The sequence below is a fragment of the Herbaspirillum sp. SJZ106 genome (assembly GCF_006715495.1).
Lineage (GTDB): Bacteria > Pseudomonadota > Gammaproteobacteria > Burkholderiales > Burkholderiaceae_D > Herbaspirillum.
The window spans coordinates 107,648-131,219 of sequence record NZ_VFNI01000004.1 but is presented as its reverse complement, the minus strand read 5'-3'; the positions used below and the strand labels follow the sequence as shown (position 1 = coordinate 131,219).

Genomic DNA, 23,572 nt, shown 5'->3' with positions numbered 1-23,572 from the left:
AGCAAGCGCCAGCCGGCGCCGGCACGCAACCTTTTCCACAGGCGGCCCCCCCTGCCGCTTCTACCAAAGTTGTTCACACAATTCGGGGACAGGCCTGTGGAAAAGCTGAGGAAAACTCATCCAAGCCATTGATTGAAAACCGTTTTCCAAAAACGGTGCAAAGGCGTGCAACGCGCCTGCTTTTTCATCTTGCGCCGTAGAAAAAGACCTTCCGGCCAACGCATTGCAGCATTTCCCGCGTTTCATCTTCGCCGGTCGCCGCGCGCTCCCACTTATCCCCGGAAAATGGGGGCAAGCCTGTGGAAAACCCTGGGAAGAGCGGCTTAAGCCATTGATATAAATAATTTTTCTTATTCTGCACGCAGTGAATGCATGGCATGCATTCACTGCCGCAGTCGTCCCGGTAACGATTGCTAGACGCGCTTGTAGATGTCCTCAAAGCGCACGATGTCGTCTTCGCCGAGATAACTTCCCGACTGCACCTCAATCAAGTGCAGCGGCAGCTTGCCCGGGTTCTCCAGGCGGTGCGTCACGCCGATGGGCAGATAGATCGATTCGTTCTCGCTCAGCAGCTTGACCTCCTCCCCGCGCGTCACCAGGGCGGTGCCGCTGACCACCACCCAGTGTTCGGCGCGGTGGTGGTGCATCTGCAGCGAGAGCTTTTCGCCCGGCTTGACGATGATGCGCTTGACCTGGAAACGCTCGCCCTCGGCGACGCTCTCATAGCTGCCCCACGGACGGAATACGCGCTTGTGGTACAGGTGCTCGCTGCGTCCGGACGACTTCAGGGCATCGACGATCTTCTTGACGTCCTGCACCTTGTCCTTGTGCGCGACCAGCACCGCGTCGTCGGTTTCGACGATGATCAGGTTCTCGACGCCCAAGGCCGCCACCATGCGGCTCTCGGCGCGCACCAGGGTATCCGAGACATCCTGCAGCAGCACGTCGCCGCGCGCCACGTTGCCATTGGCATCGCTTTCCTGCACCGCCCACAAGGCGCTCCATGAGCCGACATCGCTCCAGCCGATATCGGCCAGCACCACCACCGCCTTCCGGGTCTTTTCCATGACCGCGTAATCGATCGATTCGGCAGGCGTGGCCTCGAAGCTGGCCTGCTCCAGCCGGCAGAAATCGAGATCATCATAACCGTTGGCGACCGCTTGCCCGACCGGCGCGGCGATGTCCGGGCGGTGCGTGTTCAGCTCTTCCAGATAATCGGCGGCCTTGAAGAGGAACATGCCGCTGTTCCAGGAATAGTTGCCTTCTTCAAGGAATACCTTGGCGGTGGCGAGATCCGGCTTTTCGACGAACTTGTCCACCACAAAGGCATTGCCGACGCCGGCAACCGGCTTGCCGCGGCGGATATAGCCGTAACCGGTCTCGGGCGCCGAGGGCAAGATGCCGAACGTCGCCAGGGCGCCGCCGGCGACCGCTTCGGACGCGCGCGACACGGCATCCCTGAAGGCGTCCACATCATCGATCACATGATCGGCCGGCAGCACCAGCATGACCGCCTCCGGGTCGCGCCTGGCCAGCAGATGGGCCGCGGCCGCCACCGCCGGAGCGGTGTTTCGCCCCACCGGCTCGAGCATGATCGCCAGCGGCTTGACGCCGATCTCGCGCATCTGCTCGGCCACCATGAAGCGATGGTCGTTGCCGCACACGAACAAGGGCGGCATGATCTGCGGCCAGTTGTTCACGCGGGCCACCGTGTCTTGCAGCATGGTGCGCTGGCCCACGACCGAGATCAGCTGCTTGGGCAACGCAGCGCGCGACAGAGGCCACAAACGGGTGCCGGAACCGCCGGAAAGGATGACGGGATAAATTTTCATGGTTTCCTCGCAAATCAGGTGTTTCAGGCTTGTTTTCGTGGCTTGACGCGCCGGTCCCGGGCGTCATTCCAATGGTTGTCGGCGTATTCGGAAATATGCTTCATGTCGCCCTCGCGCGTCACGCTGTATTGGCCGCAAACGACCGATTCTTCCACCTTGGTGCCAGGCGCGGTGCGAGTGTACTCGAACAACACGCTCCTGATGATCTCGGATCCTGCGCAAATGTGGCTGCCATGGCCGATCCAGGAAGGGCCGACGATCTTGCAGCCGGCTTCGACATGGGTGCCGGCGCCAATATACACCGGCCCTTCGATGGTCGAGCCCTCCCAATCGATGCGGGTATTCAGGCCGACCCACAAGCCTTGCCGCACCTGCGTTCCAGGCACATACATCTGCGCCACCTTGCCGCTGAGCACGCCTTGCAGCACGGCCCAGAAATCGGTGACGTTGCCGATGTCGATCCAGTTGAAAAAGCGCTTCTGCGCGAAAAACGGCAGTTTCTTCTCCACCAGCAACGGGAACAGGTCCGAGCCGATGTCGAACACGGTATCGCGCGGGATCAGCGCCAGCACTTCCGGTTCCATGATGTAGATGCCGGTGCTGGCCAGGTTGGACAAGGCCTCTTCGCGTTTAGGCTTTTCCTGGAAGGACTGCACGCGGCCATCCTGGTCGGCCACCACCACGCCGTAGCTGGAAACCTGTTCCAGCGGCACCTCCCTGGTGATCACGCTGACCATTGCGCCCTTGCTGCGGTGTTCGAACAGCGCGGACTGGATATCCAGGTCGATCAGCGCATCGCCGCAGATGACCAGGGTGGTTTCGTCGAAGAAACCGCCGAATTCCTGGATCTTCTTCATGCCGCCGGCGGAACCGATTGGATGGGGATGCACCGTGCCGGCATCGTCCACGTAGCCCTCAAAGGAATAACCGATGCGCGCGCCGAAGCGCTGGCCATCGCCGAAGTAATCCTCGATCTTTTCGTGCAGGTAGCTGACATTGACCATGATGTCATGGATGCCATACTTCACCAGGTGTTCGACCAGGTATTCCATCACCGGCTTGCCCAGGATGGGAATCATCGGTTTGGGCAACTCGTAGGTCAGCGGCCTTACCCGCGTTCCCTTGCCTGCCGCCAGAATCATCGCTTTCATAGTGTCCTCATGCTGGTTGAATTCGATCTTTAACGCCATGCCGGAAGCGGCAAGGGAGATCAGCGGCGGCCAATGGCGAAGTATTCGAAATCCTTCCTGCGCAGTTGCTCCGGCGAATAGAGATTGCGGCCGTCGAAGATCACCGGATGCTTCAGCGCCTGCCTGATGGCGTCGAAGTTGGGCGCACGGAATTCCTTCCACTCGGTCACGATGACCAGGGCATCGGCGCCGGCCACGGCGCCCGACGGCGAATCGGCATAGGCCAGGCGGTCGTCGTTGCCGTAGATGCGGCGCGCCTCGTTCATCGCCACCGGGTCGTAGGCGCGCACGACGGCGCCCATTTCCCACAGGCCTTCGATCACCACGCGACTCGATGCCGCGCGCATGTCGTCGGTATTGGGCTTGAACGCCAGGCCCCACAGCGCAAAGGTCATGCCGCGCAGGTCCGAACCGAAACGGCTGCGGATCTTGTTGAGCAGCACATGCTTCTGGTCGTCGTTGGCGTCTTCCACCGCGCGCAGCACCTTCAGACCGATGCCGTTTTCATCGGCGGTACTGATCAGCGCCTGCACATCCTTGGGAAAGCAGGAGCCGCCATAGCCGCAGCCGGGGTAAAGGAAATGGAAGCCGATGCGCGGATCCGAACCGATGCCCACCCGGATCTGTTCGATGTCGGCCCCCAGCTTGTCGGCCAGGTTGGCCAGTTCGTTCATGAACGAGATGCGGGTCGCCAGCATGGCGTTGGCGGCGTACTTGGTCAGTTCGGCCGAACGCACATCCATGACGATCACGCGGTCATGGTTGCGGATGAACGGCGCGTACAGGTCGCGCATGGCGGTGATGGCGCGCTGGTCGTCGGCGCCGATGACGATGCGGTCCGGCCGCATGAAATCTTCCACCGCCGCGCCCTCCTTGAGGAACTCGGGATTGGAGACCACCGCGAACTCCTGCTGCACGCCGCGCGCTGCCAGCTCGGCGCCGATCGCCTCGCGCACCTTATCGGCGGTGCCCACCGGCACGGTCGACTTGTCGATGACCACTTTGTAGCCGGTCATGTACTTGCCGATATTGCGCGCCGCCGCCAGCACGTATTGCAAGTCGGCCGAACCGTCCTCGTCGGGCGGCGTGCCGACCGCGATGAACTGCAGCTCGCCGAATGCCACGCTCTCCTCGATGCTGGTGGTGAAGTTCAGGCGGTTAGCCGCCTTGTTCCGCTGCACCATGTCCTGCAGGCCGGGCTCATGGATCGGGATGCCGCCCTCGTTGAGCACCTTGATCTTGTTCGCGTCCAGGTCCAGGCACAAGACATCGTTGCCCATTTCCGCCAGGCAGGTGCCTGTGACCAGGCCGACGTAGCCGGTGCCAATAACTGTAATTTTCATAGCGCGCTTTCCTCGGGAAGTATGCAAAAAAAAGAAACTGATACTGGTCGATCGTGTGGCCGCAACCTCAATCCGCACGGCCGGCCGGTTCGACCAGGTACTCGGCGCAATGCCAGCGCAACAGGCGGCGCAAGGCCGGCGACAGGTTGGCCAGTTGCAGCGAGCGGGCCTTGTCCATGCAGTCTCCTTGCAGCAGCATCAGCAGCGCCAGTACCGCGCTGTCGACGAAATCCGTTGCGGCCAGATCGATATAGGCCAGAATGGCCGGCGACGCGGCCAGTTGCTTGAGGGCGGGACGCAAACGGTCGATGTTTTCTTCGCCCCAGGCGCCGGACAACACCAGGACAATGCGGTCCCCCTCATCGCGCACCGTCAGGGCGGCACGGTCGAATTCAGGCTTGGCTGGCCGCTTGCGCCTGGCCAGCATGGCCGGCACCACGCGCGTGGCCAACAACTGCAGCAGCGCCGCGCCATCGTCCCAATAACGGCGCCACAGTTTGGGCTCTTCCTTGATACGCCAGACCCATTCGAGGCCGCATTTCTGCAGCCACCCGGGCGCGCGCGAGACCGTTCCCGCCACGAAATTGATCACCGCGCCGAGATGGCTCACCAGTGGCACTTGAAGCGCCGGCAGGTTGTACCTGATCCACTCCTGGCCCTTCTTGGCGCCCAGCGCCACCACCAGGAAATCGGCGCCGCTGCGGTTGATCTGTTCGATGGATTTGGCGTCGCTCATCTGCGCCACACTACCGAATCCCGGCGAATTGAAACCCACGCACCGCATCTGCGACTGCTCTGCATTGAGCCTGATGCTGGCGGCTTCGGCCACCCCCGGCGGCCCGCCAAAGAAGTACACCTTGAGCGGGCGCTCCAGGCGCGCCGCAGGCCGACGCGCATCCGCCAGGCGCAAGGCCTGGAACAGGCTGGAACCGGCCACGCGCTCATGCAATGGAATGCCCAGCGCCCTGGCGATCCATATCAACGGCATGCCGTCGGCAATGGAGAGATCGCTCTGGATGACCGAATGGCGGAACGCCGGATCGTGCATGCAAGCGATCGCGAAATTCAGGTTGGGAGTGGAGAAGAAGCAGCGGTGCCCGTCACGGGCGGCAATACGCAGCCGGTCGGCCGCCTGCTCAACGCTCACCCGGTCAAACGGCAGCCCGAGGATGCAATGGACGTCACGGTCGAAATCGGCCGACACCGCCGGAACCGCCGCCGGAACCTGTTCCTCCTGCGCGGCCTGTGCCTGATTATTCTGTATCACGTTTCGACCTCACCCATTCCACCTGGCGACTGACCAGGAATTTCAGATAGAGCGGCAGCTTGCCCAGCACGTAGAGCGCCGCCATCATCAGTTCGCCGAAGGAGATCACCTTCCTGCCGTACTGCATCCAGGCTGCCACAATGGACACGCCGATGGCCAGCACCAGCAAGGCCGCCACGAATGCCGGCGCCCACAGCGAGAACACCGCCCACGCCAGCAGCGACACCGTCAACGCTCCCGCGCATAGCAACACCAGCAATGCCAGCGGCGGCACGCACAGGTCCAGCGCCAGCCCCAGCAACGCCCCGTTGCCGGAGCCGACGCCGGCGGCCAGCAAACGCGGCACCTGCGTCAGGATCACGCTCATATGGCCGTGCTCCCAGCGGGTGCGCTGCGTACGGGAACCGGCCTCGCTGCTGGGAAAATAGCTGTACACCAGCGCTTCCGGGCAAAACAGCGGCGCCCGCCCCGCGCGCGCAAGGTCCACGCCCAGCTTCATGTCTTCGACGATATGTCCGGTCGCCAGCTCGGCCTTACTGATGAGCTTCCAGGGGAAGGCCATGCCGGTACCCATCAACTGGCATGGCAAGCCGAGGTGCTGGAAGCCGAGCGGACGCACCAGGTTCTTCACCAGCCACGCAAACTCCGCGATCTTGCGCATCGGCCCGGCCCCGGCCGGCGAATACATCAGGTAAAGCGCCTGCACCGGACGGCCGCTGTGGGCGGCGGCGCGCGCCACCATATCCAGCGCACCGGGCTCGGGAATGCAATCGGCGTCGACGATGATCACCACCTCCGGCACATCGGCGGCCAGGTGGGCGATGCCGTGGTCAAGCGCGTAACCCTTGCCGCGTTTCTGGTCATGAAAGCGCTCGGTCACCTGGGCGCCCGCGCTGCGCGCAAGCTCGGCAGTATTGTCGGAACAGTTGTCGGCCACCACCAGCAAGCGGTCGCCGGCTTGCAGTTGTGCGCGCACGCTGGCGATCACCTTGACGATGCCGCCCGCCTCATTGTGGGCCGGCATCAAGACCGCGATGCGCGGTCGCTGCACCCTCAAGCGGGTCGCATGATGCTGCGCAATGATTGCCGCCATCGCCTGCACCAGCAGCACGCAAACGGGAATAGCCAGCAAGCTCAGGCCAAGGAGCAAAATTAGCTGCACCGCAAAATTCATTTCCATATGTCTTCCCTTGTTGAGGTTGTCATTCAAAAATCGTTATCCCCCTCAGGAAAACCACTTCTTTGACCAGCATGATGGGAAAATAAATTCACCCGGAAGAAAAATTTGAATAAAAAATGCGGCATCACAGCATGCGAATCTTCATTACTGCACAGTGCAACTGAACGATCTCCGACAAGTGCACTCGCATACCAGTCGCCCACACCAATTCTTTACTTGTCTCGGTATGAATTCACTCCCTCATCCCTATGCTGAAAAACAAAAATCCAAGCACCATCCTTCCCTGTCCAGCTCTGCAGTAATCCCTCGTCCCATCCCATCACAAGGAGTCCGCATGAAAAAACGAATCCGCTTACGAAGCGCCATGGCTACCGCACTACTGCTGAGCTTTTCCATGACGCTTCCGATGCAGGCAAAGGCGGCCGAATTCGGCACTTACCAACAACCCTTTGCCGCCAACTCTTTGTGGAACAGCCGCCCGGTCGAACCGACCTTCGCCGGCGACGTCATTCCCACTTCGTCCTACTACCCTTCCATCAGCACCGGCGCCTATTCCACCGGCATCTTCCTCGCCGTGGCCAATGACGGCCCGGTGACCGTCAAGGGCCCCAGCGGCAAGAAAGGCCTGCTCAACGCCGACGACGAGACCTACCACGACGTCACCATTCCGCGCTGGCCCGCCTCGGCCGCGCCGGCCTCCGGCAGCGATGGCCACGCCGACATCGTCGACCCGGTCACCGGGATCATCCATTCCTTCTGGCAACTGAAGAAGGAAGGCACGCAATGGGTCGCCACCCAATACGCCTGGACCAGGCTCGACGGCAGCGGCTGGCCCGAGCCCGGCCATTACTACCAGGGCGCCCGCGCCACCGGCGTGCCGGCCGCGGGCGGGCTCATGCGCATCCACGAAGTGGCCGACCGAAGCGCGCCTTACTATCCGCATGCGTTGTGCCTGTCGCTCACCACCAACGGCCTGTCGGCCAATCCGACCTATGTGTTCCCGGCCACTACCGCCGACTGGAACGCCGCCACCGTCAACACCGGCGCCTTCCCGGAAGGCTCGCTGCTGATGCTGCCGCCGTCCTTCGATACCGCCCAGATCACCGATGCCGACTTGCGCAAGGTGGCCGAAACGCTCAAGCGCTTCGGCGCCTATGTGGTCGACACCAACGTCGGCACGCCGTTTTCCATCTATGCCGAGATCGGTTCGGACATCAACCTGCACCGCAACGGCTGGAACACCGATAACGCCAACCAGCTGCAGCTGATCCGCGCCAACCTGCGCCGGGTGACCGGCGCCAAGGGCTGGATCGACGGCAACGGCAACGCCTTCACGCCGGAGAAGAACCTCAACCTGCTCTCCATGCGCGGCAACTGGACGCTGCAGTCGGGCACCGTGGCCGGCGCCTACCAGTCGTGGGAGCAGGCCGTGGTGTTTCCGGCTACTACCACGCCATCGCAGGTGGTGAACTACAACAGCAACAACCTGCACCCGGTGTCATGGGCCTTGCCCACCGCCGGCGTGAGCTACAAGCTCACCGCCAGGACCACCGGCGGCGGCAAGCTGCGCCTGACCGTGGTCGACAAGGGCAACGGCAACAAGACCCTGGTCGATACCGGCTTCCTGGACAACGGCCAGAGCGCCACCTTCCAATGGGGCGGCGTCAACCCGCTGGCGATCGTCTACGCCCAGAGCGGCATCGGCGCCGGCTCCAAGGTCGGCGGCCAACTGCTGCGCGCCAACTGAAGCACCCGCTTCCCGGCATTGCCCGCGGCCATCCCGGCCGCGGGCTTTTTTCCGCCGGCTCGCGCCGGCCGCCTGGTCATGGCTGCTGCAACTGCAGCAGGCCCTGCTGCGCCATCCGCTCCAGCACCATCTGCGACGCGGTCACGCTGATATGCTGGTTATCGTTGTACAAATACTTGCCCTGGACCTTGGCCATGCACTTGCCGTCGCCGCAGAACACCGGCGTCGGGTCGTACACCGCCAGCCCCGGCAAGCTGGCCTGCAATGCCTTCACGGCATCGTTGTATTGCGCGCGCAAGGCCGCGTTCTCTTGCGGCGTGTAGGCGCAGTCACGCTCGGCCGCGGCATCGAAGCGGCTCACGCAGGCATGCGGATCGCGCTTGAGGTGCGGCACGTCCATCACGTACACCACCTTCTTGCCCATCTTCTGGAACTGTCCGATCAGGCTGGCGTTGCCGGCCAGGAAAGCTTCGCGCTGCGACAGCGGCTTGCCGGCCAGTTCATAGCGCGAAGCCTTGGCCAGGTCGCCGCGCGGATAGGTATTGCTGATCACCACCGTATCGATGGAGGGCGTGCGCGCGGCCACGGCCAGCGCCTCCTGCGCAATCGCGGTGCAGTTGTTGCCCCAGTCATGCGCGCCGCCGGCCTTGTAGGGCAGGTTCGGGTAGAGGTAACAGGAATGTCCGGCCACCATGATGGAACTGGCCTTGACCGCATGCGAATAGACCGCCGAATGCAAAGCCATCATGTGGCTGTCGCCGACGAACATGACCCTGGGCGTGGCGGAGTTGGACAGGCAGACCTCTTCCGGCAGGATCTTGCTCTGGTTGAATTTGGGACAGCTGGCGTCGGAATTGCGCGATCCAAGGAAGACATCGCCGGCGGCGATGAAGTCGAGCCGCTCATTCAACGGCCGCTGCACGAAGCCGCCGTTGAAGTAGATCCCCAGCCCGACCACGCCGACCGCCACATTGGCCGCCGCCAGCGCCCACACAGGGCGCAGGCTGTTGGCGCTGCGCAGCGGACGTTCGATGAAACGGTAAGTGAACCAGGCCAGCACAATGGCCGCCAGCGCCGCGCCCAGGCGGAGGGCGGGGTTCGGCGTGGCGCCTTCGATGATGGTGGCGAAGGCCAGCAGCGGCCAATGCCACAGGTACAGGGGATAGCTGATCAGGCCGAACCATACCGGCACGCGGCTGGCCAGCAACTTGCGGTTGCACCATGCCCCCGGCCCCGCCGACAGGATCAGGAAGGCGCCCACGGTCGGCAGCAAGGCCCACACGCCAGGGAATGCCCTGGTGTTGTTGATTGCCGCAAAGCCGATCACCAGCAGCGCCAGGCCCAGCACCGACTGCAGGTCGCGATGGATGCGGTTCAGTTGCGGCCGGTGCAGGTTGATGTAGGCCAGCGCGCCGCCGACCATCAGTTCCCAGAAGCGCGACAGCGGCGAATAGAAGGCCGCGGTCTGGTCATGCCCGACCAGGTAGAGGTTGACCGCGAACGACACCAGCCCGATCGCGCCCATGATGCGCAGGAAACCCCACTTGCGCCGCCACACGAACGCCAGCAGCAGCGGCCAGAACAAGTAGAACTGCTCCTCGATGGCCAGGCTCCACAGGTGCAGCAGCGGCTTGGTCTCGGCCGCGTTGTCGAAGTAGTTGCTCTCTTTCCAGAACAGGAAGTTGGAGATGAAACTGGAGCCGCCGAACAAATGCTTGCCCAGTTGCTTGTACTCGTCGGCGTACAACAGCATCCAGCCGCCGGCGATGCATAGCAGCATCACCGTCATCAGCGCCGGGAAGATGCGGCGGATGCGGCGGATGTAGAACTCGACGATGCCAAAACGCCCCTGCTCCAGGTTCTTGAAGATGATCAGCGAAATCAGGAAACCCGAGATGACAAAAAAGATGTCGACGCCGATGAAGCCGCCCGGCAAGACCTCCGGAAAGGCGTGGAATACCAGCACCGACAGAACGGCGATCGCGCGCAGGCCGTCGATATCAGGACGATATTGCGGATGCAGCGAGGTGCCGTGTTCGTGAGCTTTTGCGATTGCCATGTCGGTCTTGTTGAAAATGTTTTCCGGGTAACGGTAACGGGTGGTGGACGCCCTAGCGGAAGCGCACGCGCAGTTGCCGCAGATACGTGTCGAGGTAACGGTCGATCAGGAACGCGAACAACAGCGCCACTGCGGCTGCCGCCAGGCCGTTGAGCAGCGGCGATGAACTCATTGCATCCAGGTTCTCCAACAGGATGTGGTGGATCAGATAGATCGAATACGAATAGACGCCGATCTTGCGCACCAGCGGCAAGTTCAACAGCCGGTGGAGCAAGCTCGTGCGGTCGCCGATCGAGTAATAAAACAATGGAATGAGCGCCAGCCCCTGCAGCGAATAGCGCAGTCCCTCGCGGAACGATTCCTCGCGCACCAGCAAGGTCAGCAGGATCACCAGGGCGCCGCCGGCGATGCCCAGGCGGCTGGCGGTCTTGCTGCGCAATGCTGCCTGCCAGCGCTGCGGCAAACTGACCGTGGCCAGGATGCAGCCGTACAGGATCGAGTCGATGCGGGTATCGGTCGCATAGTAAGTGCGCGACATCGAGACATCCGGCAGCGCCACCAGATGCAGGCGCCACGCCAGCACCAGCACGCACAGCAGCGCCAGGAACAGCGGAATGAGCGCGTGGCGGATACGCCCCAACAGCAGCAGCAACAAGGCCGGAAAGACAAAGTAGAAATGTTCTTCCACCGCCAGCGACCAGAAGATGCCGGTACCCGCCGGAACCGTGTGCCCGGGATCGAAGAACAGCACGTAGTAATTCGCGAAGTAGAACAACTGGGCGAAGAAGCCGCGCCAGGTGGCAGTCCCCTGCAGCAGCCCGGCGGCCGTCAGCAGGTAGGCGCCCACCAGCACCAGCACCAGGGGCGGCGTCAGGCGCAGGGCGCGGCGGATATAGAAATTGCGGATGTGAATGGTGCGGGTCGCGCCGTACTCCCGCAGCAGCAGCGTGGTAATCAGGTAGCCGCTGAGAAAGAAGAAGATGGTGACGCCGAGCCCGCCCGGCACCAGTTCGCCCAGCCCCGCATGGCTCAGGAAGACGATGGCGATGGCTACCGCCCGCCACCCATCCAGGGATGGAATTTCCTTGTGCTGTGTATGCGCCAGGTTCAAAGCGCCGCCCCCGCTGGCGCAGGCAGAGAACCGCGAATCATGGCGGCCAGCTTGCCGGCCTCGGTATCGACCGAGTGCCGTTCCACCACGCGCGCATAGGCCGCGCGCCCCATCTGTTCCAGCCGGGCGGGCGAACTTTCCAGGCAAGCGCGCATGGCGCGCGCCAGTTCCTCGATATCGCCGGCGGGGAACAGCCAGCCGTTCTCATCGTCTTTCACCAGCTCCGGGATGCCGGCCACATAGGTGGTCAGCACCGGGCGATGCAAGGACATCGCCTCCATCAGCACCACCGGCAAGCCCTCGGCGAAACTGGGCAGCACCAGCGCGCGCGCAGCCAGCAGCTCGGCGCGCACCTGCTCGCTGCCGATCCAGCCGGTGATGCGGATTTTCTCCTGCAGGCCGTACTGCGCGATGACGCCCTCGATTTCCCGGCGCATTTCGCCGTCGCCGGCCAGGACCAGCTCGAAACCGACACCGGCCTGCTCCAGCAGATGCGCGGCTTCCACCAGCAGCAACTGCCCCTTCTGCTCGCACAGGCGGCCCACGCACACCAGGCGCGGCGCGGCGGACGGCGCGCTTTGCTCGCCGGCATAAAAAGCCGGCTCCAGCCCGCAATGCACGATGCCGACCTTGCGCCAGTCGCGGTGACCGGCCCAGCGGAACAACTGGCTGCGGCCGTAGGAACTGATGGCCACGGTAAAGGCGGAGCGATGGATCTTCTCGCCCAGGCCAAGCTGCACCGGTTTGTCGAACTCCTCCGGGCCGTGCACGGTGAAACTGTACTGGGCGCCGCCCAGGCATTGCGCCAGCATCGCGATCTCGGCCGAATTGGTGCCGAAGTGCGCATGCAGATGCAAGGCGCCGCTGCGCCGCATCATCCGCACCACCCTCGCCGCCTCGGCCAGGTAGGCCAGGTGGTAAGGCAACGCGCGTTCGCCATTGCGCGCCATGCGCATGGCCAGCACCAGCGACTTGAGAAAAGCCTGCGGCCGCTCGAGCGCCGCGCCCACGACATCCTTGAGCAAGGCGCCCATGCCATCGCGCAGCACATACTCGGTGCGCTCGCGCTCGGCCTTGTCATCCCGGTCGACCACCTCGGCGTCCCAGCCGCGCAGCGCGATGCGCTGCACCTCGAAACCTTGCCTTTCCATCGCGGCGATCTCGCGCCGGATGAAGCTGTGACTGACTTTGGGATACTGGTTCACCAGGTAGGCGATTTTCATGGGCACCGTCGTTATCTGAATGTGAAAGTGGGACGTAGCGCAGGTTGTCGCTCAGCGCACGCGCGCGGCAGTGGACAGGCGGTGGCCTGGGAGCTTTTTCTGGCGCCGCCGCTCCTGCTCCGCCCGGTAGGCGTCGCTGTTGTAGTACAGCGCACAACCGGCGCCGCACAGCAGCCAGAAGTACCAGTTGAAGGCGAGGTAGGCCAGCACGTTGTCGGAAGCCGACACCACCAGATGCTCGACCGCAATGAAGATCAGCATGCATGCCGCCAGCTTGTCGGTCGGATAGAGTTTGGCCAGCATGCGGATGACGGCATAGAACACGAAAAAATATGCCGCGATGCCGACCAGTCCGGTATCGAAGAACCACTGGACGTAGACGCTGTGCGCCCCCCACGGCATGCCGCCGGCCAGCGGGAAGAACACCACCGAATAATGCAGGAAGGATTCGACGCCGTAGCCCTGCAGGTAATGCGACGGCGACATCCAGTTCAGCCCCGATTTCCACAGCAGCACGCGCCAGGCGAAGGAATTGAGCTTGGCATATGTCTCGACCGTGTTGCCGCTGTCGAGCTGCGCGATGCGCTCATGCACGCTGGGGATCATCAGCGCGATAAGCGGCAGCACCATCAGGTACAGCAGATAGCGCCGTTCGAACAATGTGCCGTACAGGAAGAACATCAGGAAGCAGGCGATCCACGCGCTGCGGGTCTGCGTCAGCAGCAGCAGGCCCATCAGGAAGAACATCCACGACATCAGGCCGATCCGCTTCAATTGCGTCAGGCGGAAATCCGGGCTCTTCAGCACATACAGACCCATGGACAGCACCAGCGTGAGGTAGAAGGCCAGGATGTTGGCATGGCCGAAAGTGCTTTGCAGGCGGAAACCGCTCAGGCCGCCGCGCGCATTGAGCGCCACGGTCACCACGCCATACAGGGCCGGCAGCACCGACGACCAGATCACCAGCTTCACCAGCGAACGGAAATCCTCGGGCGTGCGCACGATGTAGAACGCGCAGATGAACATGGCGCAGTACGACAGCAGCGACAGCACGATCTTGAGGGCCGCGCCCAGTTCCGGCGACACCGCCAGGCCGTAGAACGACACGCCCAGCAGGATGATCCACGGCACCATGACCGCGCGCGGCAGGCGCTGCGGTTTTTCCACCACGAACAGGAAGGCGATGAGGATGATCAGCGCATTGATGGCGCCGCCCAGGCCGGGCGAGAAGCCGGTAGCATTGGTCGCGCGCGTGGCTTCCAGGACGATGTCCCCGGCCGAGCGCAGCAGCACGATGATCAGCAGCAGCAGCGTGCGGTTGAAGATCATCAGCCCGCCCAGGATGAACAACGCCGGCAGCGCCACCAGGCGGGCGTAGCTGTCGCCCACCATGCCGGCGAAGACCGGCACGACCATCCCGATCAGCAGCGCCAGCAACAGCATGCCTCCCAGGAGGGCCCACTGCGATGTCTGGAAATCTTTTCTGTTCATGGTTGGCTTTCCTCCCGCCCTGGCCGCCGGCCCGTTGCGTTGTTCATTTTCAATATCCGACATTGCGGGTGATCTTGCGCTTGCACACGCGCGCCAGCGTCAACAATGCCCACACCAGGTTGGACGGAGTGGGCATCAGCCTGAGCACTTCGGCGATCATGCGGGCGACGTTGCCCAGCGAGGCCGCCGACACGAATACCTTGGCAAACTCCTTGAAGGTCGCGACCTTGACCGCCGCGCCCATTTCTTCCAGTTGCGGGCGCAGCTTGGACAGCATGCGCTGGTGGCCGGCGATGATCTTGGCCGGATTGGCCGAGATGCGATGCCGGTCGCCCGAGTTCTGCAGGTAGCGCACCAGGTATTGCTGCACGCAGCAGATCTTGGTGACCTGGTTGATGCGCACGAACAGGTCCCAGTCCTGGCAGCTGCGCATCTGTTCATCCATACCGCCGGCGGCGACCAGGGCGCTGCGGCGGACCATCACGCTGGAGAAGGTGCCTACCGCATTGCGCATGAACAGCGCGGCGACCCTGGCGCCGTCGAGCACATCGTTGAATCGCCACAGCTCCTTGCCTTGCGGATCGACGCCGATCAGCCAGGTGTAGACGAAGCCATAGTCGGGGCCCCTGCGTTCCAGTTCGGCCAGTTGCAGTTCGAGCTTGTCGACGGCCCAGGTATCGTCGCTGTCGAGAAAGGCGATGAAGTCGGCGCTGGCGGCCTGGATGCCGGTATTGCGCGCGGCGCCGCCGCCGCGGTTGGTGGCGTGTGCAAGGTAGCGCACGCGCGGATCGGCGATGGACTCGACCTGGGCGCGCGTGTCGTCCTTGGAGGCGTCATCGACCACGATGATTTCAATGTCCTGCACGGTTTGTTGCAGGACGCTGTCGATCGACTCGCGGATGCAATGTCCGCGGTTATAGGATGGAATCACCACGCTGACGATAGCCATTCATGCTCCTGTCTTGTGCTGGGCCATGCCTTGCCTGGCGGCACGGCGGCGGGTTGTCCGGGAATGGCTCATGCCGCCGGCCTCCGGCGGAAGAACGAGATGAAATGCCCGACCTGCGGCCGGTTGGCCAGCAGGCTGCCGACCAGGTAGACGCCGGCGCCGAGGATCACGTTGATGGCCAGGCTGTCCAGTTCGGACCAGCCGGCCGCCATCAGGCCCATGTGCACGTAACGCACCGCCGCGCACATTGCCAGCGTCAGCAGCAGCGAGCGGTACAGCACCCGCAGCAAGTCGCCGAAACCCACGCCGATGAGACGTCCGCTGTAATGCAACGCAGGCCAGGCATTGACGACGCTGGCAGCCAGGTAGGCGATGGCGACGCCTTCCACGCCCCAGTGCGCGCCGACGAAGAAGGCCGCGATCTGTACCACGGTAGAAAGCACGCCGATACGCAGCAACAGATCGGTGCGGTTGCTGGTCATGAAGATGGCGCCGGTAGTGCTGATCACCGACTGGATGAACCCGACCGGCGCCAGCCAGGCGATCACCACCGCCGCGGCCGACCATTTCGGCCCCAGCACCACGTCCACGAACGGTTCGCGCAACGCGAACAGCCCCCCCATCAGCGGCGCCGTGAGGAAGGCGATGAAGCTGACCGACTTCAGGTACAGCCTGGCCAGCTCGCCCTGGTTGTCCTGCTGGCGGCTCATCACCGGATATAGCGCGCGCGAAACCACGTAGCTCATGTTCTGCACGGGGAACAGCATCACCCGATAGGCGATCGAGTAGGCGCCCAGCACCTGCGCGCCCAGCAGGCGGCCGACGATCATGCTGTCGGCATTGCGCGAGAGGTACAGCACCACGTTGAACAACGACAGGTTGCCGCTGAAACCGGCGATGGATTTGAATTCCTCGCGGCGCCAGTGGCGCAAGGCCTTGAATTCCGAGTTCCACAGGATGATGGCGGTGGAAACCACGGTGGACACGATCATCTGCAGCACCAGGCTGAACACGCCGGCGCCCTGCCACGCCAGCCCCAGCGCGACGGCCAGGCCGATCAAGGCGGCCAGCGCTTCGGCCTTGGCCACTACGGCGAACTTCGATTCGCGCTCCAGCAAGGCCTGGTGCACCACGCTGAAACTGACGATGGGAAACACCCAGGCCAGCATATACAGCACATCGGCCAGGCCCGGCTCGCGAAACACGGTCGCCATCACCGGCGCCGCCAACAGGATCAGGATGCAGATCAGCACGCCCAGGCCGAGGTTGGCCCAGTGGATGGTGCTGGCGGTCTCGCGTGAAATCTCCTTGGCCTGGATCACGGCCGCCGAGGTGCCCATGTCCTTGAACAGATAGGCCAGGTTGGTGACGATGGCGGCCATGGCCATGAGGCCATAGGCATGCGGTTGCAGCAGCCGCGCCAGCACCGTCATGCCGATCACCTGGGTCAGGATGCGGGTGCCCTGCGAAAGCGAGACCCAGCGCGCGTTGGAAATGGCCGACATGTCAGGCTCCCCTTCCCAGCGCCAGGCCGAGCGCGCGGCGCACGGCTTCGTCGCCGAACTGTTCCTCGATACGCGCCGACAGCTCCTGCGCGAGCTCAACCGGCGCGGCCGCGGCAATGGCCGCGCACAGCTCGCGCATGTCGCGGCCCAGGCGCACCAGCTCATCGCCCACGCGCGGCGCCACCCAGCGCAGGAACGGCGTTTCGATGGCGAACACCGGGCGGCGCACCGACATTGCGTAAAAAAAGGTGCCGCTGACCACCACATCGGCATCGGCATGCGAAATCACCACGCCGCGCGCCCCGGACACCAGCTTTTGCGCCTGCGCCTCGCTCAGTTTGCCGGGCATGACGATGACATTGTCCCGCCGCAGCGCCAGCAGGCTCTGCGCATAGGCTTCGTCGGCGACGGCGCCGGCCACCACCAGGTTGCGGTTGGCGGGAAAAGCGGCGATCAGCTGTTCGATCTTCTTGTAGCGCGAAATGCGCCCGAACACCACGAAGTACTCCTCCGGCAAGGCGCGCGGCAAGTCGGCGTCGCGCTGTTCGGCGAGGCGGTACAGTGGATGCGGGCAATAGACGGCGCCCGCTGCGGTCAGCGCGCCGGAATGCGACACCACATTGGCGAACAGGCGGCAGTACCAGTCCACCAGCTTGCGCGAACGCTCCATCGCCGGCCCTTGCGCAGCATGCGGATAATTGTTGTGGCGCACGTAGACCAGGCGCCGCACGCCGGCCTTGATGACCATGGTCTTGGCCAGCACCTTGGCGAATCCCTTCCATGAGATGCGGCCGCTGCGCAGGTCGACGAACTCGTTCTCCATCCAGTTCAGCACCGCGTAGTCATAGCGCCAGAAACGCCCCTTGAGCAAGCGCAGGGCCCAGGCCCTGGTGCCTTCGTAGCGCACTACATCGCCATAGCCGGCCAGCAGCTCGCGCATGCGCGTCGTGTATTCATTGCCCACATCCTCCATCGGGATATAGGCAATCTTGGCGCGGCCGGCATGTGGGTCTGGCGGGTTCATGGTCTTGTGCATCGGGGTTCTTGGCGTTGGCGGTTGACAGGGCGCGCCCGGACCGGCGCCGCCCTTGGGCTGCAATTCACTTGGCGAACCAGACCGGATAATCGATCCGGTATTGGATGTCGTCGCGGCGCATGCGGATCTTGCGCGCCGGGTTGCCGCCGACCACTTCCAGCTCGCCGACGTCGCGGGTCACGACGCTGCCCGGGTACACCACGGCGCCGCGTCCGATCACCACCTTGGGCATGATCAGCACGTTGGGAAAGATCCATGCGTCGTCATGGATGGTGACCTTGCCGCCGACAGCCGCGCATTGCGGATCGTCGATGTCGTGACCCAGCGTATAGATCTTCACGTCGTGCGAAATGTTCACGTTGTTGCCGATGTCGATGCCCAGGCGGTTGTCGAGATAGCAGCCGCCGTTGATAGTGACGTTGGAGCCGATCCGCACATTCCGCCTGGCCTCGAAAAACGTCACCCAGGAATGGATCGATACCTTTTCCCCGATGCGAAAACCCAGCATCCTGAGGAACCCGCGCCTGAGGCCGAAACCCGGCAGGCAGTTGAACGCCAGGTTGAACAATGCCGCGGCGATCTTGCTGCGCTGGTTGGCGCTGAAAAAGCCGTCAGCCATCATTTGCTTCCATTATTTGCTTCCATTATTTTTTTCCATCATCCGTTTTCCTCAACAGCCTTCCCGTTGCACGCCCGGCGCGATCGCGATCCAGGGCAGCTCCTGCCGCAGTCCGTTCAGAACTCGTTGAGCACGCTGCCGACCACTGCCACGCTGGCGTTGGCCGAACTGTCGACCAGCTCGCGCACCGAGGAAATATGGCTGACGTTCTTGCGCACCACGATCAGCGAGGCGCCGCTGCGGCCGGCCACCATCTGGCTGTCGGCGCATTCGGAATGGGCCGGCGTGTCGATCAGGATCACGTCGAACAGCGGCGCCACCTGTTGCAGCAATTGCTGGAACGCGGTGCGGCCCAGCAGCTCTTGCGGGTTGGGCGGCGTGGGGCCGGCGGTCAGCACCGACAGGTCGATCAGCGAAGGCACGCGATGGATCGCCGCCTCGCGCGCGCCGCGGCCGGCCAGGATGGCCGACAGGCCGTTGCGGTTATCCAGGCCAAACAGCTTGTGCTGGCGCGGTTGCCGCATGTCGGCGTCGATCAGCAGGGTGCGTTCGCCCAACTGCGAGAACACCACCGCCAGGTTGGCGGCGATGAAGCTGCGCCCTTCGCCCTTGTCGGCGCTAATGATGGTCAACGCCTTGCGGCCGGCGCTGGCGTCGAACCAGCGCAGCATCAGCTGGCTGCGCAGCGCCCGCAGCTCTTCGACTTGCGGGCTGAAAGGGTTGTAGGCGGCGACGACTTCTTCGCTGACATGGCTTTCGCCCTTGAGCAGATAGGGATAGTCGAACTGGCGCGACAGCGCCTGCTCGATATCGGCCGGCGCCAGGAACCCCAGTTCGATGGCGGCATCGCCAAACCGCATGCCGCGTTCGCGCTGCAGCCGCATGATGCGCTCGGCCTTGTCGGCAGTGAGCTTGCCGCTGTCGACCAGGATTGCGCCAATCGATTGGTTCGGCAGCACGCCGCCGACATTCTTGTCATTGATCAAAGTTACAGTGTCCATATTCGTCAAGTCCTGTTGGGGGTTGGTGGTGCACGGTGGCGCAGCCAAGCGTGACGAAACTCGCCGGAAAAAATCGGCTAAAAAGGCGGCTATGCGCCCAAGGCCCTGGGGCCGTTCCTCAACCCCAGGCGCTGCACGCGCGTCTTGCCTTGCGCCGGCCGCGCCAGCTGGCCGAGCACCTGGATGCCCAGGCCTTCGATCAGGTCTTCCTCGGAGCGCACGCGGCGGTTGAGCAGCTCCAGGCCCAGCGCAGCGGCCACGCCCAGGATGGCGCCGACGAAGATCGACAGCAGCGTGTTGATCAGGATGCGCGGGCTGGATGGCTTGGTCGGCGGCACGGCGCTGGCCAGGATGGCGACGTCGGACTGGTTGGACTGCCCTTCCAGGTTGGTTTGCGTAAAGCGCTGGGAGGTCAGCTCGAAGGCGCGCTGGGCGCTGTCGAGGTCGCGTTGCAGCACCGACATTTCATCGCGGGTGCGGTTCAGTTCCAGCACCTTGATCTTTTGCGCGTTGAATTCGGCGCGGATTTCGGATTCGCGCTTTTGCAGGATGGTGGCATTGGTGCCCACGCTGGCCGAGGTGGAGGCGATCGCCGAGTTGAGCTGGGCCCGCAAGCCATCCACTTCCGCCTTGGCGGTCTGGTAGCCGGGGTGGTTGACGCCCAGGCGGCGCGCCGCCTGTTCAAAGCGCGCTTGGGCGCCGGCCAGGTTGGCCTTGAGGGTCTGGATCAGCGGATTGGAGTTGACGTCCGGCGAGTCGGCCGCGGAACCGTTGGCCTGGTTGCGGCGCGAAGTGGCTTCCGACACTGCGGCCTGGGTCAGCACCAGTTGGGTCGAGAGGTCATTGAGGCGGTTGTTCTCCACATCCAGGCGGTTGTCCATGTTGGTGATGCCATGCTCCTGCTGGTACGCCGACAGCTTGGCTTGCGCCTTTTCGAAGTTGTCGCGCAGCACCTTGATCTGGTCGTTGAAGTATTGGGACGCCTTGCGGGTCGGCTCCAGCTTCAGTTGCACGCTCACCTGCTGGTAGGCTTCGGCGAAGGCGTTGGCCAGGGTCGCGGCCAATTGCGGATCGGCGCCCTTGTAGGTGATGTCGATCACGCTGCTGTCCTTGGAGGCGACGGCATCCAGGTTCTTCAGCAAGACATCGGTCAGCCAGTTGCGGATGTCGCTATTGCCGCCGTTGTCGTTGGCGAAGCTCTGCTTGATCGCCGGCTGCTCGGCCAGCTTCAGGTCGTCGATGACGCGCAGGGCGACGCTGCGGCTGTTGATGATGTCGACCTGGGTCGGCATATAGCCCGGCAGCGCCTGCGCCGTCACCACCAGGCCGGTGACCGGATCGTTGGCCTTGTAGTTGAGCACTACCGATGAAGTCGCTTTGTATTGCTTGGGCAGCAGCAGGCTGACGACGATGGTGGTGAGCACGGTGACGCCGAAGATCGCCAGGATGATCTTCAGGTGGGCCCGCAGTATCAGCAGAAATTGTGACAGATTCATATTGCTACCTCTTCGCGGCCGGTTCGGCCAGGGTTACTTGGTAATGGTGGGAAACCGCGCTGTCAGAACCAGCTTTCCTTGACGTAGACGACATCGTCCGGCTTCAACAGGTCGTCCTTCTTCAGCGAGAGCTCTTGCGTCTCGCCGCTTTCGGTCTTGCGCTTGACCAGCAGGCCGCGCTCGGTGCCGCGCAGGGTCAGGCCGCCGCCGATCGACAAGGCCTGCAGCAAGGTAGTGCCGCGCTCCAGGCGGTACATGCCGGGGCGCTGCACTTCGCCGTAGATATAGAACTTCTGCGAACGCTCGACATAGACCACGTCGTTAGACCCGACGAAAGGCAAGGCCGTGCCGTCGCCGTTGTGGGTCAGGTCGTAGATATCGACCTGCTTCTTGGTCACCTGGCCATTCTCGGTATGCACGATGGTCACGCTGTCGCCGCCATCGGGCGAGACACCGCCTGCCAGCGCGATCACATCGGCCACGTTGCGCTGCCCGTCCAGCGGATAGCGGCCAGGCTTGATCACCTGCCCCAGTACTGAAATCATCTGGCTTTGCGGAACCGTCACCAGGATATTGACTTGCGGGTTGACCAGAAAACCGCCCTTCTGCAGCAGGTCGGCCATCTTGCGCGATGCCTGCGCGGGCGACAGGCCGGCCACCTGGACGTCGCCGATCATCGGATAGCTGATGCTGCCGGCTTCGCTGACGCGGGTTTCCAACGTGAGGTCGTCGCTGCCGAAGACACTGACCTTGATCACATCGCCCGGTCCCAGCGGGATGTCGGCTGCAGTCGAGGCCGGGCCCCAGCCTGCAATCATCAATCCGAGCAACAACAGCAAAACTCTTTTCATCATTTTTCGACTCCAATTTTCCGGTTTGTGCATCTTTTTCATTCTGGCTCTGGCTTGCCACGGCATTCGTTGCGCCGGCCCCAGCCCTGCGGCATCGTGGACAACAGCAGCGCTGCCGGCCGCCTCTGGGAATGACGGCGATGGCGCTGACTCCAGCGGGTTCTGCGCGCCAGTCTTGGCCAACTCGCCTCGAATTGGCAGATGGCGATCTCATGGCCATTCGAACGAACGTGAGCCGCGCGCTATTTTTCTTCTTAGTACGCGTTCTCTTTCTTGAGCACCATGCGCACGGTCTGCATGATGATCCACAGGTCGAATGCCAGCGACCAGCGGCGCAGGTATTCGAGGTCGAATTCGATACGCGCCCGCATCTTGTCCAGCGTCTCGGTCTCGCCGCGCAGGCCGTTGACCTGCGCCCAGCCGGTGATGCCGGGCTTGACCTTGTGGCGCAGCATGTAACCCTTGATCTGCTTGCGGTAGAGCTCGTTGTGGGCCACCGCATGCGGGCGCGGGCCGACGATGCTCATGCGCCCCTGGAGGACGTTGAAGAACTGGGGCAGTTCGTCCAGCGACGTCTTGCGCAGGAAACCGCCGATCCTGGTCAGGCGCATGTCGCCCTTGGTGGCCTGCTGCACGCTGCCGCCATCCTCCATCACCGTCATCGAGCGGAACTTGTAGACCACGATTTCCTCGCCGTCCAGGCCGTAACGACGTTGCTTGAAGATCACCGGCCCGGGCGAGGTCGCCTTGACGCAGACCGCGATCACCAGCATCACCGGCAGCAGCATCAGCTGGATGATCGACGCCAGCACGACATCGCTGGCGCGCTTGACGAATTTGTTGATGCCGGTAAAGGGCGTCTCGCAGATGGCCATCACCGCCATGCCGCCGACATAGTCGAAGCGGGCCTGGATCAGGTTGAAGATGTAGATGTCGGGGATGAAGTAGACCGACGCAGTCGTGTCCTGCAATTCGTCGATGACCTGCAGCACCCGCGGCTGCGCCGAGATCGGCATGCTGATGTAGACCCGGTTGATGCCGTGCTCGCGTACATAGGCCGCCACGTCGGACATCTTCCCCAGCAGGGGCGTGTAGGTGCCTTCGGGCTGGCGGCCCACTGCCCGGTCGTCGAAGTAGCCCATCAGGTTGAGCATCAGCGCCGGGTAGTCGGCCAGGCGCTCGGCCAGTTTCAGCGATGCGGGGTTGACGCCGATAATGATGGCCTTTTCGATATCGCCCTTGGTGCGCATGTCCTTCATGACGCGCGACTGCACATGCTGGCTCACTACCAGTCCGAACGGCGTGCCGATCACCCACGGCGCCAGGATCTTGAGAGTGAACAAGCTGTACAGTTCGCAGACATAACCCAGCACCGCGAGCACCGCCACGACCAGCAGCCAGTCGATGAAAATCGGCGCAATCCATCGCACGCTTTTGGGGTTGTGCCGCAAGCGCCGCCCGTGCATTTCCCCGAAGATGTAGGAACTGGCGAAAAACGCCATGATGGCCAGCACCCAATAATCGCCGCTGAAAGGTTGCCGTTCGATCTTGGCGATCAGCCACAGGCAGGAAACGACAAGCGAGGGTTCCAGGAAACGCTTGAAAAGCAACGCCACCGAATTCGGCTTGATGTTCGGCAAGGGCAAGTGGTCATGGATCTCATTCATTTCGG

General features: G+C 63.2%; 18 protein-coding genes. 1 reads left to right on the top strand and 17 read right to left on the bottom strand.

Features of this window, described 5'->3' with window-relative positions:
- Positions 1-413: 413 nt before the first annotated feature.
- From FB598_RS13710 to FB598_RS13690, 5 genes are all read right to left on the bottom strand, one after another.
- Positions 414-1,832 carry a mannose-1-phosphate guanylyltransferase/mannose-6-phosphate isomerase gene (locus tag FB598_RS13710; protein WP_141915792.1) on the bottom strand — a complete coding sequence of 473 codons (1,419 nt, stop codon included), beginning with the start codon at positions 1,830-1,832 and terminating at the stop codon, positions 414-416.
- A 23-nt stretch (positions 1,833-1,855) separates the two neighbouring features.
- Positions 1,856-2,974: a sugar phosphate nucleotidyltransferase gene (locus tag FB598_RS13705; protein WP_141916069.1), complete on the bottom strand. Its 1,119-nt coding sequence runs from the start codon at positions 2,972-2,974 to the stop codon at positions 1,856-1,858.
- Positions 2,975-3,042: 68 nt separating this feature from the next.
- Entirely contained in the window at positions 3,043-4,365 is a 1,323-nt protein-coding gene (locus FB598_RS13700; RefSeq protein ID WP_141915794.1) for a UDP-glucose/GDP-mannose dehydrogenase family protein, read from the bottom strand.
- 67 nt (positions 4,366-4,432) lie between these two features.
- A complete protein-coding gene (locus tag FB598_RS13695) occupies positions 4,433-5,632 on the bottom strand; it encodes a WecB/TagA/CpsF family glycosyltransferase (RefSeq protein WP_255515773.1) in 1,200 nt (399 codons plus the stop codon).
- Positions 5,619-6,812 carry a glycosyltransferase family 2 protein gene (locus FB598_RS13690; protein ID WP_141915797.1) on the bottom strand — a complete coding sequence of 398 codons (1,194 nt, stop codon included), beginning with the start codon at positions 6,810-6,812 and terminating at the stop codon, positions 5,619-5,621. The genes FB598_RS13695 and FB598_RS13690 overlap by 14 nt, the downstream gene beginning before the upstream one ends.
- A 364-nt stretch (positions 6,813-7,176) precedes the next feature.
- Here FB598_RS13690 and FB598_RS13685 point away from each other — a divergent pair, with 364 nt between their 5' ends.
- Entirely contained in the window at positions 7,177-8,559 is a 1,383-nt protein-coding gene (locus tag FB598_RS13685) for an Atrophin-1 multi-domain protein (protein ID WP_255464026.1), read from the top strand.
- A gap of 76 nt (positions 8,560-8,635) precedes the next feature.
- On the opposite strand, the gene FB598_RS13680 is transcribed toward FB598_RS13685, so the two are convergent.
- The 12 genes from FB598_RS13680 to FB598_RS13630 all read right to left on the bottom strand — a co-directional run bounded on the left by FB598_RS13680 (position 8,636) and on the right by FB598_RS13630 (position 23,567).
- Positions 8,636-10,618, bottom strand: coding sequence for an acyltransferase family protein (locus tag FB598_RS13680; RefSeq protein ID WP_141915800.1), 1,983 nt, complete (start codon positions 10,616-10,618; stop codon positions 8,636-8,638).
- Positions 10,619-10,670: 52 nt separating this feature from the next.
- Positions 10,671-11,729 (bottom strand): acyltransferase, encoded by a 1,059-nt coding sequence (locus FB598_RS13675; protein WP_141915802.1) that lies wholly within the window; start codon positions 11,727-11,729, stop codon positions 10,671-10,673.
- Complete coding sequence (locus tag FB598_RS13670; protein ID WP_141915805.1) at positions 11,726-12,952, bottom strand: glycosyltransferase family 4 protein; 1,227 nt, start codon at positions 12,950-12,952, stop codon at positions 11,726-11,728. The genes FB598_RS13675 and FB598_RS13670 overlap by 4 nt, the downstream gene beginning before the upstream one ends.
- Before the next feature lie 51 nt (positions 12,953-13,003).
- Positions 13,004-14,443 (bottom strand): O-antigen ligase, encoded by a 1,440-nt coding sequence (locus tag FB598_RS13665; protein WP_141915807.1) that lies wholly within the window; start codon positions 14,441-14,443, stop codon positions 13,004-13,006.
- Between the two features lie 49 nt (positions 14,444-14,492).
- A complete protein-coding gene (locus FB598_RS13660) occupies positions 14,493-15,392 on the bottom strand; it encodes a glycosyltransferase family 2 protein (protein ID WP_141915810.1) in 900 nt (299 codons plus the stop codon).
- A gap of 68 nt (positions 15,393-15,460) precedes the next feature.
- On the bottom strand, positions 15,461-16,897 hold the full coding sequence (locus FB598_RS13655; RefSeq protein ID WP_183405850.1) for an MOP flippase family protein: 1,437 nt from the start codon (positions 16,895-16,897) through the stop codon (positions 15,461-15,463).
- A 1-nt stretch (position 16,898) separates the two neighbouring features.
- Positions 16,899-17,921 carry a hypothetical protein gene (locus FB598_RS20760; protein ID WP_183405849.1) on the bottom strand — a complete coding sequence of 341 codons (1,023 nt, stop codon included), beginning with the start codon at positions 17,919-17,921 and terminating at the stop codon, positions 16,899-16,901.
- A 76-nt stretch (positions 17,922-17,997) separates the two neighbouring features.
- Positions 17,998-18,552, bottom strand: a complete 555-nt coding sequence (locus tag FB598_RS13650; RefSeq protein WP_141915815.1) for an acyltransferase — start codon at positions 18,550-18,552, stop codon at positions 17,998-18,000.
- A 116-nt stretch (positions 18,553-18,668) separates the two neighbouring features.
- Positions 18,669-19,553, bottom strand: coding sequence for a chain length determinant protein tyrosine kinase EpsG (gene epsG, locus FB598_RS13645; protein ID WP_141915818.1), 885 nt, complete (start codon positions 19,551-19,553; stop codon positions 18,669-18,671).
- Between the two features lie 89 nt (positions 19,554-19,642).
- Positions 19,643-21,049: a chain length determinant protein EpsF gene (gene epsF, locus FB598_RS13640; RefSeq protein WP_141915821.1), complete on the bottom strand. Its 1,407-nt coding sequence runs from the start codon at positions 21,047-21,049 to the stop codon at positions 19,643-19,645.
- Positions 21,050-21,111: 62 nt separating this feature from the next.
- The gene (epsE, locus tag FB598_RS13635; RefSeq protein WP_141916077.1) at positions 21,112-21,900 is read right to left on the bottom strand and encodes a polysaccharide export protein EpsE; all 789 of its coding nucleotides are present in this window, start codon (positions 21,898-21,900) and stop codon (positions 21,112-21,114) included.
- Positions 21,901-22,154: 254 nt separating this feature from the next.
- Positions 22,155-23,567: an undecaprenyl-phosphate glucose phosphotransferase gene (locus tag FB598_RS13630; RefSeq protein ID WP_141915823.1), complete on the bottom strand. Its 1,413-nt coding sequence runs from the start codon at positions 23,565-23,567 to the stop codon at positions 22,155-22,157.
- Positions 23,568-23,572 lie beyond the last annotated feature (5 nt).